18 protein-coding genes are annotated in these 13,309 nt (G+C 69.5%); 9 read left to right on the top strand and 9 right to left on the bottom strand.

Annotated features, from left to right (window positions below; translation table 11 throughout):
- Positions 1-14: 14 nt before the first annotated feature.
- Genes AAEX60_RS04875 through AAEX60_RS04860 form a run of 4 tightly spaced genes read right to left on the bottom strand, consistent with a single transcriptional unit; the run spans position 15 to position 2,743 of the window.
- Positions 15-827: a putative RNA methyltransferase gene (locus AAEX60_RS04875; RefSeq protein ID WP_342101601.1), complete on the bottom strand. Its 813-nt coding sequence runs from the start codon at positions 825-827 to the stop codon at positions 15-17.
- Between the two features lie 18 nt (positions 828-845).
- Complete coding sequence (locus tag AAEX60_RS04870) at positions 846-1,592, bottom strand: SDR family oxidoreductase (RefSeq protein WP_342101600.1); 747 nt, start codon at positions 1,590-1,592, stop codon at positions 846-848.
- Positions 1,576-2,406, bottom strand: a complete 831-nt coding sequence (locus AAEX60_RS04865; protein WP_342101598.1) for an SURF1 family cytochrome oxidase biogenesis protein — start codon at positions 2,404-2,406, stop codon at positions 1,576-1,578. Before AAEX60_RS04865 ends, AAEX60_RS04870 begins: the two co-directional genes overlap by 17 nt.
- Positions 2,407-2,416: 10 nt before the next feature.
- Entirely contained in the window at positions 2,417-2,743 is a 327-nt protein-coding gene (locus AAEX60_RS04860; RefSeq protein WP_342101597.1) for a DUF3099 domain-containing protein, read from the bottom strand.
- A 109-nt stretch (positions 2,744-2,852) separates the two neighbouring features.
- Between AAEX60_RS04860 and fabG the strand changes: the two genes are divergently transcribed.
- Complete coding sequence (gene fabG / locus AAEX60_RS04855) at positions 2,853-3,599, top strand: beta-ketoacyl-ACP reductase (RefSeq protein WP_342101595.1); 747 nt, start codon at positions 2,853-2,855, stop codon at positions 3,597-3,599.
- A gap of 44 nt (positions 3,600-3,643) precedes the next feature.
- The gene (gene fabI / locus AAEX60_RS04850) at positions 3,644-4,417 is read left to right on the top strand and encodes an enoyl-ACP reductase FabI (RefSeq protein ID WP_342101594.1); all 774 of its coding nucleotides are present in this window, start codon (positions 3,644-3,646) and stop codon (positions 4,415-4,417) included.
- Between the two features lie 28 nt (positions 4,418-4,445).
- On the opposite strand, the gene AAEX60_RS04845 is transcribed toward fabI, so the two are convergent.
- The gene (locus AAEX60_RS04845) at positions 4,446-5,180 is read right to left on the bottom strand and encodes a hypothetical protein (protein ID WP_342101593.1); all 735 of its coding nucleotides are present in this window, start codon (positions 5,178-5,180) and stop codon (positions 4,446-4,448) included.
- A gap of 73 nt (positions 5,181-5,253) precedes the next feature.
- Here AAEX60_RS04845 and AAEX60_RS04840 point away from each other — a divergent pair, with 73 nt between their 5' ends.
- From AAEX60_RS04840 to AAEX60_RS04830, 3 genes are read left to right on the top strand one after another with little or no spacing between them, the layout of a single operon-like run.
- The gene (locus AAEX60_RS04840) at positions 5,254-6,060 is read left to right on the top strand and encodes an ABC transporter ATP-binding protein (RefSeq protein ID WP_342101592.1); all 807 of its coding nucleotides are present in this window, start codon (positions 5,254-5,256) and stop codon (positions 6,058-6,060) included.
- A gap of 8 nt (positions 6,061-6,068) precedes the next feature.
- Positions 6,069-6,578 carry an NfeD family protein gene (locus tag AAEX60_RS04835; protein WP_342101590.1) on the top strand — a complete coding sequence of 170 codons (510 nt, stop codon included), beginning with the start codon at positions 6,069-6,071 and terminating at the stop codon, positions 6,576-6,578.
- A 31-nt stretch (positions 6,579-6,609) separates the two neighbouring features.
- The gene (locus tag AAEX60_RS04830; protein ID WP_342101662.1) at positions 6,610-7,899 is read left to right on the top strand and encodes an SPFH domain-containing protein; all 1,290 of its coding nucleotides are present in this window, start codon (positions 6,610-6,612) and stop codon (positions 7,897-7,899) included.
- A gap of 211 nt (positions 7,900-8,110) precedes the next feature.
- Here the strand turns inward: AAEX60_RS04830 and AAEX60_RS04825 are convergent, their stop codons facing one another.
- A complete protein-coding gene (locus AAEX60_RS04825) occupies positions 8,111-8,359 on the bottom strand; it encodes a hypothetical protein (RefSeq protein ID WP_342101589.1) in 249 nt (82 codons plus the stop codon).
- A gap of 9 nt (positions 8,360-8,368) precedes the next feature.
- Positions 8,369-9,355 carry a bile acid:sodium symporter family protein gene (locus tag AAEX60_RS04820; RefSeq protein ID WP_342101588.1) on the bottom strand — a complete coding sequence of 329 codons (987 nt, stop codon included), beginning with the start codon at positions 9,353-9,355 and terminating at the stop codon, positions 8,369-8,371.
- Positions 9,356-9,439: 84 nt separating this feature from the next.
- On the opposite strand from AAEX60_RS04820, the gene AAEX60_RS04815 reads away from it, so the two are divergent.
- From AAEX60_RS04815 to AAEX60_RS04800, 4 genes are all read left to right on the top strand, one after another.
- Positions 9,440-10,444, top strand: coding sequence for an NADP-dependent oxidoreductase (locus AAEX60_RS04815; RefSeq protein ID WP_342101587.1), 1,005 nt, complete (start codon positions 9,440-9,442; stop codon positions 10,442-10,444).
- A 13-nt stretch (positions 10,445-10,457) separates the two neighbouring features.
- Positions 10,458-11,264 (top strand): TrmH family RNA methyltransferase, encoded by an 807-nt coding sequence (locus AAEX60_RS04810; protein ID WP_342101586.1) that lies wholly within the window; start codon positions 10,458-10,460, stop codon positions 11,262-11,264.
- A gap of 93 nt (positions 11,265-11,357) precedes the next feature.
- Positions 11,358-11,684, top strand: a complete 327-nt coding sequence (locus AAEX60_RS04805; RefSeq protein ID WP_342101585.1) for a PadR family transcriptional regulator — start codon at positions 11,358-11,360, stop codon at positions 11,682-11,684.
- Positions 11,681-12,187, top strand: a complete 507-nt coding sequence (locus tag AAEX60_RS04800) for a hypothetical protein (RefSeq protein WP_342101584.1) — start codon at positions 11,681-11,683, stop codon at positions 12,185-12,187. Before AAEX60_RS04805 ends, AAEX60_RS04800 begins: the two co-directional genes overlap by 4 nt.
- A gap of 27 nt (positions 12,188-12,214) precedes the next feature.
- Here the strand turns inward: AAEX60_RS04800 and AAEX60_RS04795 are convergent, their stop codons facing one another.
- Positions 12,215-12,679: a DoxX family protein gene (locus AAEX60_RS04795; RefSeq protein WP_342101583.1), complete on the bottom strand. Its 465-nt coding sequence runs from the start codon at positions 12,677-12,679 to the stop codon at positions 12,215-12,217.
- Complete coding sequence (gene def / locus AAEX60_RS04790; protein ID WP_342101582.1) at positions 12,679-13,278, bottom strand: peptide deformylase; 600 nt, start codon at positions 13,276-13,278, stop codon at positions 12,679-12,681. The genes AAEX60_RS04795 and def overlap by 1 nt, the downstream gene beginning before the upstream one ends.
- Positions 13,279-13,309 lie beyond the last annotated feature (31 nt).

Genomic DNA, 13,309 nt, shown 5'->3' with positions numbered 1-13,309 from the left:
GCCAGTTCCGCCGGTCAGCCACCCATGCCCGGGCGACGAAAGACGCTGAGCTGCACGTCGGCGTCCACCGCCATGTCGCCCGGGGCATCCCCGTGTTCGTGGAAGGCATTGGGCCCCATCTGCACCAGGTCGGTCACCGCGGCGGTGTCCAGGGTCATGGTCCAGCGGATCCGCTGGCTCCAGATCGCCTCGAAGGCGCCGGCCATGGAACGGTTCAGCCGGGCCAGCTTGTCCTCCTGGATTCCCAGCAGGCCCAGGGATTCCCGGGCCTGGGCCAGGTGCTGCTCGTTCGGGGTGACCACCAGCAGCAGGCCGCCGGGGGCCGTGACGCGGGCGAACTCGGCGGGATTGCGCGGGGCGAAGCAGCACAACAGCACGTCGGCCACCCCGGAGCGGATCGGCAGGCCCGCCCAGGTGTCGGCCACCACCGCGCCCATCCGCGGGTGCGCCTTGGCGGCCCGACGGCAGGCCATCGGCGAGATGTCGGTGGCCAGGCCCACCGCGTCGGGGTGGGCATCCAGCACGCCGGCCAGGTAGTGGCCGGTGCCGGCCCCCACCTCGACGATTCGTCGCGCAGCCCGTACCCGGCCGCGCAGGGCGTCGACGATCGGCTGGTAGTGCCCCGCACCCAGGAAGCGCGCCCGGGCGGCCACCATGTCCGCGGTGTCGGCGTTCTGCGGCGCGGCCCGGCCCAGCAGATTGACATGCCCCTGCCGGGCGAGGTCGAAGCTGTGGCCACGGCGGCAGACCAGCCGTCCCTCGTCGCGGGTCAGTGTCTGCTGGCAGGTGGGGCAGGCCAACAGGCCCACGACAGCGTCCAGTGTCACGTCAGGTCCGGGGCCACGTCAGATGGTGCGCAGGGCGCCGCCGTCGACGGCCAGCACGCTGCCGGTGACATAGCTGGCGGCATCCGAGAGCAGGAAGCAGGCCACCCGGCCGAACTCGTCCGGCTTGCCCAGCCGCCCCATCGGGATGTTGGCCTCGTCGGCGGTCCGGGCCACGTGCGGGTCCTCGGCCTGCGAGTAGAGGTAGGTGAGGCGGTCGGTGGCCACCAGACCGGGCATCAGCCCGAAGGCGCGGCCGCCCTTGGGGCCCACCTCGTCGGCCAGCTGCTTGACCAGCATCGCCAGACCGGGGCGCAGACCATTGCTGGGGGCCATCATCGGCAGCGGTGCCTTGGCGGAGGTGGACAGCACGAAGCCCATCCGGGCCGCCGGGTTGGCGCCGAAGACGGCGCGGGCGGTGCGCAGCGCCGGGAGGAAGACCGACGCGAAGGCCTGGGTCCACTGCTCGTCGGTGGTGCCCAGCACGCTGCCCTTCGGCGGTCCACCCACGCTGACCAGCGCACCGTCGATCCGCCGGAAGCGTTCCAGCGCAAGGTCGACCGCCCGCTGCGGGGTGTCGACGGCGGCCAGATCCGCCGCCAGCGTGGCGGCGCCCAGTTCCTCGGCCAGTTGGGCCAGCACCTCGGCCCGTCGGGCCACCAGCACCACCTTGGCGCCCTCGGCCACCAGTTCCCGGGCCGTGGCCAGTCCCAGCCCGGAGCTGGCGGCCGTCACCACGAAGACCTGTCCCTCAAGAGCGAGCTGCATCCTGGTCCTCCTTGCGTGAATCCTGCGTGATTGAATCCTGCGTCTGCGGGTCTTGCCCCGTCGCCGCCTGCTCCCGACGGGCCCTGCGCGCCTGGGCCTTCTTCCGGTCCCGCAGGTCTGAACGGATGAGCACCACGGCGCCGGCCACCGCGATCGCGGTGAAGCAGAACCACTGGATGGCATAGGACAGGTGCGGGCCCTCGTCCAGTTCCGGGGTGGGCATCGGCTTCAGGTTTCCGCTCTGCGGCGGGGTGATCTCGGTCAGCCCGACGTAACCGTCCAGCACCTGGCGGTTGAGGGACTTGCCGATGGCCGGGGCGTTGATCAGCCGCACCATCTTGTCCTGCGGGGTGATCGCCTGGTCCTTGCCATGCTCGCTGCGCCGGACATAGCCGGTCACCGTGACCTTGCCCGACGGGGGATCGGGCAGGACCGCCACCTCATTGGCGCCCTGGGCACGGGGGATGAAACCGCGGTTCACCAGCAGCCATTCGCCCTGGTCCGTGTGCAGCGGGGTGACCACCTCACTGCCGGACTCCTTGTTCTGGCTGCGGTACATGGCCTGGATCTGGTTCTTCGCGTCGAAGGTGCCGGTGGCGGTGACCCGCTGCCACTGCTCGTCGTCGGCGATCGGATGGGTGAAGACCTGCTGGTAGGGCTTGACCGGCTGCTGCTGGTAGGCCACCACCCGGGCATTGGTCTCCCGGCGCCAGTCCAGCCGGTGCATCTGCCATTCGCCCAGCCGGATGAACAGGGCACCGAGCAGGACGACGAAGACCACCAGCCCGATCCACCGCAACCACAGTTTCTTCACGGCCCCGACCCTACCCGTCGTCACCGACGACGGTGCCCCGGATCACCGGCCCGGGGGCCAGCATCGGGGCGGCGCTTTCGTCCTCCGGCAAGGGGTTCAGGTCCTGCGGGTGGGTTCGGTTCTCCCGGGCATTGGCCAGGATCACCGCGATGGCGGGCAGCACCGAGGCGCCCGCCAGACAGACCCAGCGCCACAGGCCGGGCACGAAGAACATGGCCCCGAAACAGACGGTGCGGATCAGCATGGTGTAGGCATAGCGCCGCTGCCGCATCTCGATGTCCTCGCTGGCGGACAACCGGGCATCGGTGATCACCAGCGGTTCGGCAGGAGTGGCCATGGGCCTACTCTACGTCTCCCGGCCGCGGGCGGAATCCTCCAAAGAAGCTCCGGTGACATTGTGTGGCCACACACCGTTTGGCCGTGCCACCGGCGGATAGGTTGATTCGGTGAGCCATGACACCCCCGACCCACAGTCCGCATCCGATTTCACCCCGCGCAGCGTGCTGGTCACCGGCGGCAACAAGGGCATTGGCCGGGCGATCGCCGTCGACCTGCAGCGTGCCGGGCACAAGGTGGCAGCCACCTACCGCTCCGGCGAGGTGCCCGAGGGCGTGCTGGGGGTGCCGTGTGACATCACCATTCCGGAGCAGGTGGAACAGGCGTTCAAGACCGTCGAACAGGCCCACGGGCCGGTGGAGATCCTGGTGGCCAATGCCGGCATCACCAAGGACGGCCTGCTGATGCGGATGTCCGATGAGGATTTCGAGGCGGTGCTGGACACCAACCTGACCGGCACCTTCCGGGTGGTGCGCCGTGCCGTGCGCCCGATGATGAAGCTCAAGCACGGCCGGATCGTGCTGATCAGTTCCGTCGTCGCCCTGCTGGGCTCGGCGGGGCAGGTGAACTACTCCTCCTCCAAGGCCGCGCTGGTGGGCATGGCCCGCAGCGTCGCCCGGGAGCTGGGCAGCCGCGGGATCACCTGCAATGTGGTGGCCCCCGGCTTCATCGAGACCGACATGACCGCCGTGCTCGACGAGGAGACCATCAAGCGCTACCAGGGCCAGATTCCGGTGGGCAAGCTGGGCGACCCCGCCGACGTCGCGGCCGCGGTGCGCTACCTCACCAGTGATGCTGCGGGCTATGTCACCGGCGCGGTGCTGCCGGTGGACGGCGGCCTCGGCATGGGACACTGACCACTCCTCTCACCCCCCAAAATCTCCAGCACAGAAGGCAGTTCATGGGAATCCTCGAAGGCAAGAACATCCTGGTCACCGGCGTGACCCACAAGACCTCGATCGCCTACCAGGTGGCCAAGATCGCCCAGGAGCAGGGCGCCACCGTGGTGGTGAGCAATTTCGGCCGCGCGCTCAGCCTGACCAACCGTGTGGTGCAGGCGCTGGACCCGGTGCCCGCGGTGATCGAGCTGAACGTCACCGACGACCAGGCGCTGGCCGCGCTGCCGGAGACCCTGAAGGCCCACGGGATGGACCGGATTGACGGCCTGGTGCACTCCATCGCCTATGCCAACCCGGAGACCGCGCTGGGCGGTGGCTTCCTGACCACCCCGTGGGAGGACGTCGCGACCTCGCTGAAGGTCTCCAGCTACTCGCTGGCCAGCCTCACCATGGCCTGCAAGCCGCTGTTCAGCGACGACGTCTCCGTCGTCGGCCTGACCTTCGACGGCCGGATCTCCTGGCCGACCTATGACTGGATGGGCGTTGCCAAGGCCGCCCTGGAGTCCACCAGCCGCTACCTGGCGCGCTACCTGGGCCCCGAGGGGGTGCGGTGCAACATCATCGCCGCCGGCCCGCTGGACACCATCGCCAAGAAGGCGATCCCGGGCTCCAACACCTTCAACGACGTCTGGGACGAGCGCGCCCCGCTGGGTTGGGACCTGACCGACGCGGTGCCCACCGCCCAGGGTGTCGTGGCGTTGCTGAGCGACTGGTTCCCCAAGACCACGGGCGAGATGATCCACGTCGACGGCGGCGTGCACTCGATGGGTGCCTGATCCCACAGCCCCCGAGCTTGTCGAGGGGTCAGTCCTCCAGTGCGCGCTCCGGCCAGGAGGCGGCGGCGCTGACGGCGTCTAGGGCGGCATCTGCGAGTTCCCGCAGGTGCCGTTCGCGCGTCAGGACGGCGTGGGAGTGCAGCACCTCGGGCTGGGCGGTCAGGGCGGCGTCGACGGCGGTCAGCATCAGCCAGGCCCGGTCCAGCAGGGTCTGGGAACGCGACGGGTAACCAGCTCCCAGCGCCGGGGCGCGCACCTCGCCGGGGCGGCTCCCCGCCGTCAGGTCCAACCCGGCCAGCGCGGAGGCCGCATCGGCCACCAGCCGGGAGAAGTGCCGTGCCTGCTCCCGCGGGTCCGGCGGTGGCAACGGGCGTTCGGCCCGGGCCAGCCGCCATTGCACCCCGCCGCCGACCTGCTGACCGAGCCAGGCCAGGCTGCCGTCGTGGGTGAGCACCACCGCCTCGGCCTCCAGCGCCGCGCGGGTCACCTCCGTCGGGCCGCGCAAGCCCGCGGGGTGGCCGGGCCGGGGGAGCAGCAGCGCCCAGACCGCCGGGGTGCGGTCCAACCGGGCCAGGGCCAGCCGCAGCGGCACCGAGGTCAGTGGGTCCCGCGCCACGGCATCCAGACACAGGAGCCCATCCGGGTCATGCACGTGGTGCGGTGTGCCGTCGGCCCGCACCGCCGCCTCCAGTTCAGGGGCGGTGATGCGGCCCTCGGACAGCCGGTTCAGTCCGGTGGCCAGGCGGAGACAGGCGTCGAGCATGACCAGAAGGATACGAGCAGATTGACTGGGGGCGTCGCTTGGGCGGGCCCCGCTACTCGGATAGGTTGCTGACATGGCAAGTGTCGTGGATCTTTCCGGGGTCGGGGTTCGTCGGGGCAACAAGTGGCTGCTCGACGGCATCACGTGGGACGTGGAGGAGGGCGATCGTTGGGTGATCGTCGGCCCCAATGGCGCGGGCAAGACCACCCTGATGAACATCCTCGCGTGCCAGATGCACCCCACCACCGGCGTCGCCGGGATCCTCGACGAGGTGCTGGGAACCGTCGACGTGTTTGAGCTGCGCCCCCGGATCGGCGTCACCTCGTCGGCGGTCGCGGACCGGATCCCGAAGAGCGAGACGGTGGCCGACATCGTGGTCTCCGCCTCCTATGCCGTGATGGGTCGCTGGCGGGAGCACTACGACTCGATGGACCACGAGCGTGCCCGGGAACTGATGCAGCAGCTGCACGTCGACCACCTGGCCGAGCGCACCTTCGGCACCCTGAGCGAGGGCGAGCGCAAGCGGGTGCTGATTGCCCGCTCCCTGATGACCGACCCGGAGCTGCTGTTGCTGGACGAGCCGGCGGCCGGCCTGGACATCGGCGGCCGCGAGGAGCTCGTCGCCAGCCTGAGCGAGTTGTGCACCGACATCTACGCCCCCGCCACCGTGCTGGTCACGCACCACGTGGAGGAGATCCCCGACGGCATCACCCACGCCCTGCTGCTCAAGGAGGGCAGGATCGTCGCCGCGGGTCCGGCCCATCTGGTGCTCACGTCCGAGAAGCTGAGCGAGACCTTTGACCTGCCGCTGCAACTGGATCGGGTCGACGGCCGTCTGACCGCGCGAGCCGTCCGGGCCCGCCGGGCGGCCACTGACTGAGGAGGATCATGTATCCGCAGGAGGGCGAGTTCGTGCAGTGGTTCGGCGACAACCTCTGGGCCCTGTGGGGGGTGATCACCCTGGTACTGGCCAGCGCCGAGATGCTCACCCTTGACCTGACCCTGCTGATGCTTGCTTCCGGGGCCCTGGCCGGGGGCGTCGTGGCCTTCTTCCTGCCCGGACTGGTCTGGCTGCAGGTGATCGTCGCCCTGGCCGTGGCCGCCGCGATGCTGGGTTTCCTGCGCCCGACCCTGTTGCGTCGGGTGCGCAATGCGCCCGGCTACCGCTCCAGCCTGAGCAAGCTGGTTGGCTCCGAAGGCACCGCGACGGCCGCCATCACCCGCAGTGGTGGCGAGGTGAAGGTGAACGGCGAGGTCTGGACCGCGCGCACCATGGCGTCGGACATCCAGATCGGCGTCGGGGACCTCGTCGAGGTGTATGAAGTGGACGGAACGACGCTGGTGGTCTACCCGGTGGAACGGGAACTGCCCAGTCAACGTCGGATGCTCGAAGACTGAACAACCCGAGGAGGGTCTGATGGACATCGGAATGGTCCTGCTGTTGATGCTGGTGGTCTTCGTGGTCATCGCGCTGCAGCAGTCGCTGCGGATCATCAAGCAACAGCAGATTGCCGTGGTGGAGCGGCTGGGCAAGTTCCGCCGCACGCTGGAACCCGGCCCGCACCTGCTGGTGCCGCTGGTTGACCGGGTTCGCTACAACCTGGACATGCGCGAGGAGGTGCAGGCCTTCCCCCCGCAGGGCGTGATCACCGAGGAGAACCTGATGGTCAACATCGACTCCGTGATCTACTTCCAGATCGTCGACCCGGTGCGTGCCGCCTACGAGGCGCAGAACTACCGCGGCGCCATCGAGCAGCTCACCATGACCACGCTGCGCAACATCATCGGTGGCATGGACCTGGAGCGGGCGCTGACCAGCCGCGAGGAGATCAACCAGAAGCTGCGCGCGGTGCTGGACGAGGCCACCGGCAAGTGGGGCATCAAGGTGAACCGCGTCGAGCTGCGGGCGATCGAGCCGCCGGCCACCATCCGCGACGCGATGGAGAAGGGCGCCCGGGCCGAGCGTGACAAGCGAGCCCAGATCCTGCTGGCCGAGGGCCAGCGGCAGTCGCAGATCCTGTCCGCCGGCGGTGAGCGGGAATCCGCGATCCTGCGGGCACAGGGTGACCGAGAGGCCGCGGTGCTGCGCGCCCAGGCCGACCGGCAGGCGCAGATGCTGCGCGCCGAAGGTGAGGCGCAGGCCATCACCACCGTCTTCAACGCGATTCATGCCGGCGAGCCGGACCAGGGCCTGCTGGCCTACCAGTACATGCAGATGCTGCCGGCGCTGGCCCGCGGCGACTCCAACAAGGTGTGGATTGTGCCCAGCGAGCTGAACGACGCCCTGAAGGGGCTGGGATCGGCCGTCGGCGGGACCGAACTGGCCGAGAAGCTGCAGGGGTTCACGCCCGTCGACAAGACCAAGTTCTCCGCGCCGGAGAAGGTGGACGTGATGGCCGAGATCCAGGCCCAGACCGACCAGGAGCGGGCGCAGAGCGACAAGACGGTCCAGTCGGTGATCGAGGAAGCGGAGAAGCTCTCCCAGCCGACGCTCAAGCCGCGCAAGCAGAGCGCCCCCTTGGATGCCCCGCAGGGCGAGGAGGCCATCGGTGGGGCGACGGCGGCGCCGCAGATCGGTCAGAGTGACGCCCCGGAGGAAACCCAGGAGGCTGCGCAGCCGCAGCCGGCGCCGGGGGAGTGGGCCCAGGGTGGTGGCATGCAGCCGCCGGCCGGCCCCAACTACCAGACCGGTTGGGAGCCCCCGCAGCAGGGCCAGTGACCGTCTGACCAGCACGAACGCAGCGCCCCGGTGGATTCCACCGGGGCGCTGTCACGTTCCTCAAGCCTTGTCGAGGACATATGGGCACTCTGTCGAGAGGGTTCGGCTCGTCGCCGGACCGGCAGCCTCTGGCGCTGCGTCTCGTCGACACTCGCTCGCTCGCGTCTCCTCGCGGAATCGCGCTGCGAGGCTCCGGACCCGACGACGAGCCTCAGCTCTCGTCCTCGTCGGGCTGCTTGGCCACCTTGGGCGCCTGGCCGGGCTTGATGCTCACCCAGCCGCCAGCGGCCGCGGTGGCCGAGGTGATGGTGGGCGGCTTGGTCGTCGGCGCCTGCTTCGGGGCATTTGGCTGCGGCGGGGCGCCCGGGGTGACGGGGCGGACGGAGGCTCCCAGCGCCTTCTCCAGGGCCTGGGCGACGGGGGAACCGGCGGACGGCTTGTGCTTGCGGATCTCGGCCATGGGCCCAGCCTATGCGTCGACGAGTGGTGTGTCGGGCGCCTGCCGGGCGTAACGGCCGGCCATGGCGCTGCAGGCCATCAGCTGCAGCTGGTGGAAGACCATCAACGGGAGCACCAGCAGACCGACGTCGGGCAACTGCGCGAACAGCACGGTGGCCATTGGCACGCCCGTCGCCAGGGACTTCTTGGTGCCGCAGAACTGGATCGCGATCGCGTCGGCCCGGTTGAAGCGCAGCCAACGGGCGACGTGCCAGGTGAGCCACAGCATCAGGGCCAGCAGGATGCTGCAGACCACCACCAGTTTCACGATGTCCAACACGTCCACCTTGGTCCACATGTGGTCCCGCATGCCGGCGCTGAAGGCGGAGTAGACCACCAGCACGATCGAGCCCTGGTCCACCAGCTTCAGCTTCTTGTGGCGCTTCACGAAGTCCGCGGTCCAGCGTCGGGAGAGCTGTCCGAGGGCAAAGGGCACCAGGAGCTGCACCACGATGTCCAGTACCGAGCTGGCGTCGATCGTCAGCCCACCCGAAGTGCTCATCAGCAGCAGCGCCAGCACCGGGGTCACGACGACGCCGATCAGGTTGGAGAAGGAGGCGCTCACGATGGCGCCGGCCACATTCCCGCGGGCGATGGAGGTGAAGTTGATGCTGGACTGCACCGTCGAGGGCACCAGGGTGAGCCACAGCATGCCGCGGTAGAGCTCGGGGGACAGCACGGTGGGCACCAGCAGCCACATCGCCAACCCGATCACCGGAAAGAGCAGGTAGGTGAAGGCCAGGATCACCGAGTGCAGCCGCCAGTGCTTCAGGCCCTCCAGCGCCTCGTTCGGGCTCAGCCGGGCGCCGTAGAGGAAGAACAGGATGGCAATCATGATCTTGCTGGCCCAACTGACCACGGGCACCAGCGCACCCGTCGCCGGGGCGATGCTGGCCACCACGGCGGCGGCGATGATCGCAAGCAGGAAGTAGTCGGGCTTTGGCAGGCGCAGGTTCATGATGTGCGTCAGCCTAACCGGTGGGAATCACCAAGTCCCTCGCCGTGTTGTGCTGGACAGGACCCCGAACAGTCAGGAAGCACCATGCACGCCTACGGCATCACGAAGTACAAGACCAGTCGAGTGGATTCGTTGGAGCTGTCCGATGCCCAGCTGGGGCCCGAGGATGTCCTCGTCGAGGTCCGTTCGGCCTCGGTCAACCCGCTGGACCTGATGATCGCCCGCGGTGAGCTGAAGGCACTGCTCCCGTACCGGCTGCCGCTGGCGCTGGGGCACGACGTGGCCGGCGTCGTCATTGCCAAAGGCGCCGGGGCCACACGCTTCGACGTGGGCGACGAGGTCTTCGGCCGGGTGCGTGATGGGCGGATCGGCACCTTCGCGGAGCGGATCGCGGTGCACCAGGAGGACCTTGCCGTCGTCCCCTCCGGAGTGGACCTGATGGACGCCGGCGCATTGCCGCTGGTTTCGCTCACCGCCTGGCAGGTGCTCGTCGACGTGGCAAATGTCCAGCCCGGCCAGAAGGTGCTGGTTCACGGCGGTGCCGGCGGTCTGGGGTCCGTGGTGGTGCAGCTGGCCGCCCATCTGGGGGCCGACGTGACGGCCACCTGCAGCGGCCGCGACGAACAGGCGGTGCGTAGCCACGGGGCCCGCACCGTGATCGACTACCGCACCAGTGATTTTGCCGAGACGGTGAGCGGGCAGGACGTCGTCGTGGACACCGTCGGTGGCGAGACCCTGCAGAAGTCCATGGGTGTCCTGGTGCCGGGCGGCATCGTCGTGAGCGTCGTGGGCCCGCCCACCGCGGCGACGGCTCGCCAGTTCCGCAAGCCCTGGCTGGCGCCCGTCCTGGCCCTGGTCAGCCGCCCCGTGCGGTCCCAGGCGCGCAAGCTGGGCGTTCGCTACGCATTCCACTTCATGCACGCCGACGGGGCGCGGCTGGCCGAACTCGCGGCCCTCTACCGCGACGGAGTGCTGCGCCCCGTCGTGGGGCACCGCTACTCCTTCGGCCAGACCTCCGAGGCCGTCGCCCTGGTGGCGGACAAGAAGGCCCGCGGCAAGGTGGTCATCCAGCGGACGCCGGTGGGCTGACTAGACTCCTGCGGTGGCCACCTTCGTCGAGATCACCGACCCAGCAGACCCTCGCCTGCGCGACTACGTCAGCCTGCGCGACACCTCGCTGCGGCACTCGATGGAGGCGGCCGAGGGGCTCTTCATTGCGGAGGGCGACAAGGTGATTCGGCGCGCCATCGAGGCTGGCTACCGGCCGCGTTCCTTCCTGCTCGCCCCGCGCTGGGCCGAGGAGCTCGCGGACCTGCTGGAAGGGTGCGACGCTGAGGTCTACGTCGTCAGCTTCGAACTGGCGGAGCAGGTGACCGGCTTCCACGTCCACCGCGGGGCGCTGGCCTCCATGGAACGACAGACCCGGCACACCCTCGACGACCTGCTGGATGCTCGACGCCTGGTGGTGGTGGAGGACATCGTCGACCACAGCAACGTCGGCGCCATCCTTCGCTCCGCCGCCGGGCTCGGCTGGGACGGCGTGCTGCTCGCGCCCCGGGCCGCCGATCCGCTCTACCGGCGCTCGGTGAAGACCTCGATGGGCGCCGTCTTCAGCCTCCCGTGGGCGCGGATGCAGGACTGGGAGCATGACCTCGAGCGGCTCAAGCGGGCCGGCTTCACCATCGTCGCCCTGGCCCTGCGGGATGACTCGATCAGCCTGGACCAGCTGGCGGCCCGGGTGGCGCCGGGGGAGAAGCTCGCGGTGCTGATGGGCACTGAGGGCGCCGGGCTGAGTGAGCACTGGCTGGCCCAGGCCGACGCCGTCGTGCGGATCCCCATGGGCCACGGCGTCGACTCGCTCAATGTGGCCGCCGCAACGGCCGTCGTCTGTTACGTGCTTCGGCCGTGAATCACCCCTCGACGGGCTCGGGGGAACCTGAGCACTCAAGCTCGTCTTGTCAGGTACTTGACATTGTCTAGTACCTGACGTGACCATGGAGTCATGGAACACGATCCGCAGATGTTGAAGGGGGTGCTGGCGCCCCTGCTGCTGCTCCTGCTGGACCGCAGCACCGACTACGGGTACGCCGTGGTCACTCGGCTGCGCGGGGCCGGCTTCGACGATCTGGGCGAGGCGACGGTCTACCCGGCCCTCACCCGGCTGGAGAAGGCGGGGATGCTCTCTTCGGAGCTGCGCCCCTCGGCCACCGGCCCGGCGCGCAAGTACTACACCACCACGCCCGCGGGGCGTGCCGAATACCACCGGCTGCTGGCGTCCTGGCGTGAGCTGGCCGCAGCCGTCGAGACCATCGTCGAGGAGGAGAAATGAGCATCCGTACCGAGTGGGTCGACACTTGCTACGACTTCTGGCTGGACTTCTACGGCACTCCGTGGAAGGCACGGCGTCAGCTGCGTGGGGAGCTCAAGGCCAATCTGGCCGAGGCCAGCGCGGAGGTGGGGTGGGAGAAGGCCCGCGACGGCCTGGGCGCCATTCGGCTGCTGGCCAAGGAAAGTGCCGAGGCGGTGCGTGACCCGCGTCGGCCGGCGTGGAGTTCCGGCTTCGGCGCGGCGGCATTGGCCTTCGCCACGATCATGCTGTTGGGCATGTTTGCCAGCATGGCCTTCGTGGACGGGGCCCTGGCAGCGGGGCTGGCCGAGAACCGCACGGCCACCGGTGCCATCCGGCTCATGCCCGGCATGACCGCCTCGGCCGACGGGGGTTCCACCGGACTGGTCTTCGGGATGCAGTTCAGCCCGTGGCTCGTCCTCGGCGTGCCGACGCTGTGCTTCCTGCTGGCCTCGAGGATCTGGCGGCTGTTCGGCCGTCGCTGACCCGGGTGGCGCGGTCAGCGGGCGTGCTCAGCGACGGCGGGTGGTGCGCCGCCGCTTGGGGGAATCATCGCCGTTGGCCCAGGCGTCGTAGCTGAACTGACCGGCGGAGGCGATCGACAGGCTGATCAGCCCGCTGATCAGGGCGGCGCAGTATTCCCAGCCGCCCTGGCCCACCAGCAGCCCGTTGAACCGGTGGATGAACCAGATGGCACCGGCCATCTCCAGGCTGAGCAGGACACACACCACCCAGGTGTAGGCGCCCAGCACCAGCAGCGCCCCGCCGATCACCTCCAGGGCCCCCACCAGGGGTGCGGCGATGTCCGGGTAGGGAATGCCCCAGGCGGTGAACTGCTTGATGGTGGCCTGGATGGTGGGGTCGGTGAACTTGCTCCAACCATGGGAGAAGAAGATCACCCCCAGGGCTGCTCGGCAGAGCAGCAACAGGATGGCGCGGACGGGATTCTCGGTGTAGGGCGTCTGGGTGGGGTGCATCAGGCGTCGTCCCGGCGGCCCTTCGGGGTGATCGGCCAGTCGTCGGGGTACAGGTGCTTGAGCTGCTCGGCCTGCTCGTCCAGCTTGCGTCGGGCCCGGGAGCTCAGCCGGTCACCGAAGACGGTGCCGCCCAGGTGGTCGGTCTCGTGCTGCAGGCAGCGGGCCAGCAGCCCGGTGCCCACCACGGTCTGCTCATTGCCGAAGGCGTCCTGGCCGGTGCAGGTGGCCTTGTCCGGGCGGGCCAGCGGCTGGTAGCCGCCGGGCCAGCTGAGGCAGCCCTCCTCGGTGGAGTCCAGGTTGCGCTCCTTGCCCGTGGGCAGGCTGACCTGGGGATTGCAGAAGACGCCCACCTGCTCCCGGAGGTCCTCGTCGGGGCAGCGGTAGACGAACAGCGAGAGGTCGACGCCCACCTGGGTGGCCGCCAGGCCAACGCCCTGGGCGGCCGCCATGGTGGCAAACATGTCCCGGATCAGCTCGTGCAGCTCGTCGTCGAAGGTGGTCACCGGGCGCGTGGGGGCGTGCATCACCGGCTCACCCCAGCGCGTGATCCGCAGCACCCTTCCCCCGGTGGTGAGCTCCTCCAGACTCTGCGCGCCCATGTCCTGCCTTTCCGTGCCGAAAACCTGATCG

It is taken from the genome of Luteococcus sp. H101 (genome assembly GCF_038433155.1).
Lineage (GTDB): Bacteria > Actinomycetota > Actinomycetes > Propionibacteriales > Propionibacteriaceae > Luteococcus.
This window is presented reverse-complemented; position numbering and strand designations above follow the sequence as displayed.

Bases quoted from the DNA above. Each gene is read 5' to 3' on its own strand.
- AAEX60_RS04870 (WP_342101600.1), bottom strand. From the start codon at position 1,592: ATGCAGCTCGCTCTTGAGGGACAGGTCTTCGTGGTGACGGCCGCCAGC.
- AAEX60_RS04860 (WP_342101597.1), bottom strand. From the start codon at position 2,743: ATGGCCACTCCTGCCGAACCGCTGGTGATCACCGATGCCCGGTTGTCC.
- fabI (WP_342101594.1), top strand. From the start codon at position 3,644: ATGGGAATCCTCGAAGGCAAGAACATCCTGGTCACCGGCGTGACCCAC.
- AAEX60_RS04845 (WP_342101593.1), bottom strand. From the start codon at position 5,180: ATGCTCGACGCCTGTCTCCGCCTGGCCACCGGACTGAACCGGCTGTCC.
- AAEX60_RS04840 (WP_342101592.1), top strand. From the start codon at position 5,254: ATGGCAAGTGTCGTGGATCTTTCCGGGGTCGGGGTTCGTCGGGGCAAC.
- AAEX60_RS04835 (WP_342101590.1), top strand. From the start codon at position 6,069: ATGTATCCGCAGGAGGGCGAGTTCGTGCAGTGGTTCGGCGACAACCTC.
- AAEX60_RS04830 (WP_342101662.1), top strand. From the start codon at position 6,610: ATGGTCCTGCTGTTGATGCTGGTGGTCTTCGTGGTCATCGCGCTGCAG.
- AAEX60_RS04825 (WP_342101589.1), bottom strand. From the start codon at position 8,359: ATGGCCGAGATCCGCAAGCACAAGCCGTCCGCCGGTTCCCCCGTCGCC.
- AAEX60_RS04820 (WP_342101588.1), bottom strand. From the start codon at position 9,355: ATGAACCTGCGCCTGCCAAAGCCCGACTACTTCCTGCTTGCGATCATC.
- AAEX60_RS04815 (WP_342101587.1), top strand. From the start codon at position 9,440: ATGCACGCCTACGGCATCACGAAGTACAAGACCAGTCGAGTGGATTCG.
- AAEX60_RS04805 (WP_342101585.1), top strand. From the start codon at position 11,358: ATGGAACACGATCCGCAGATGTTGAAGGGGGTGCTGGCGCCCCTGCTG.
- AAEX60_RS04800 (WP_342101584.1), top strand. From the start codon at position 11,681: ATGAGCATCCGTACCGAGTGGGTCGACACTTGCTACGACTTCTGGCTG.
- AAEX60_RS04795 (WP_342101583.1), bottom strand. From the start codon at position 12,679: ATGCACCCCACCCAGACGCCCTACACCGAGAATCCCGTCCGCGCCATC.
- def (WP_342101582.1), bottom strand. From the start codon at position 13,278: ATGGGCGCGCAGAGTCTGGAGGAGCTCACCACCGGGGGAAGGGTGCTG.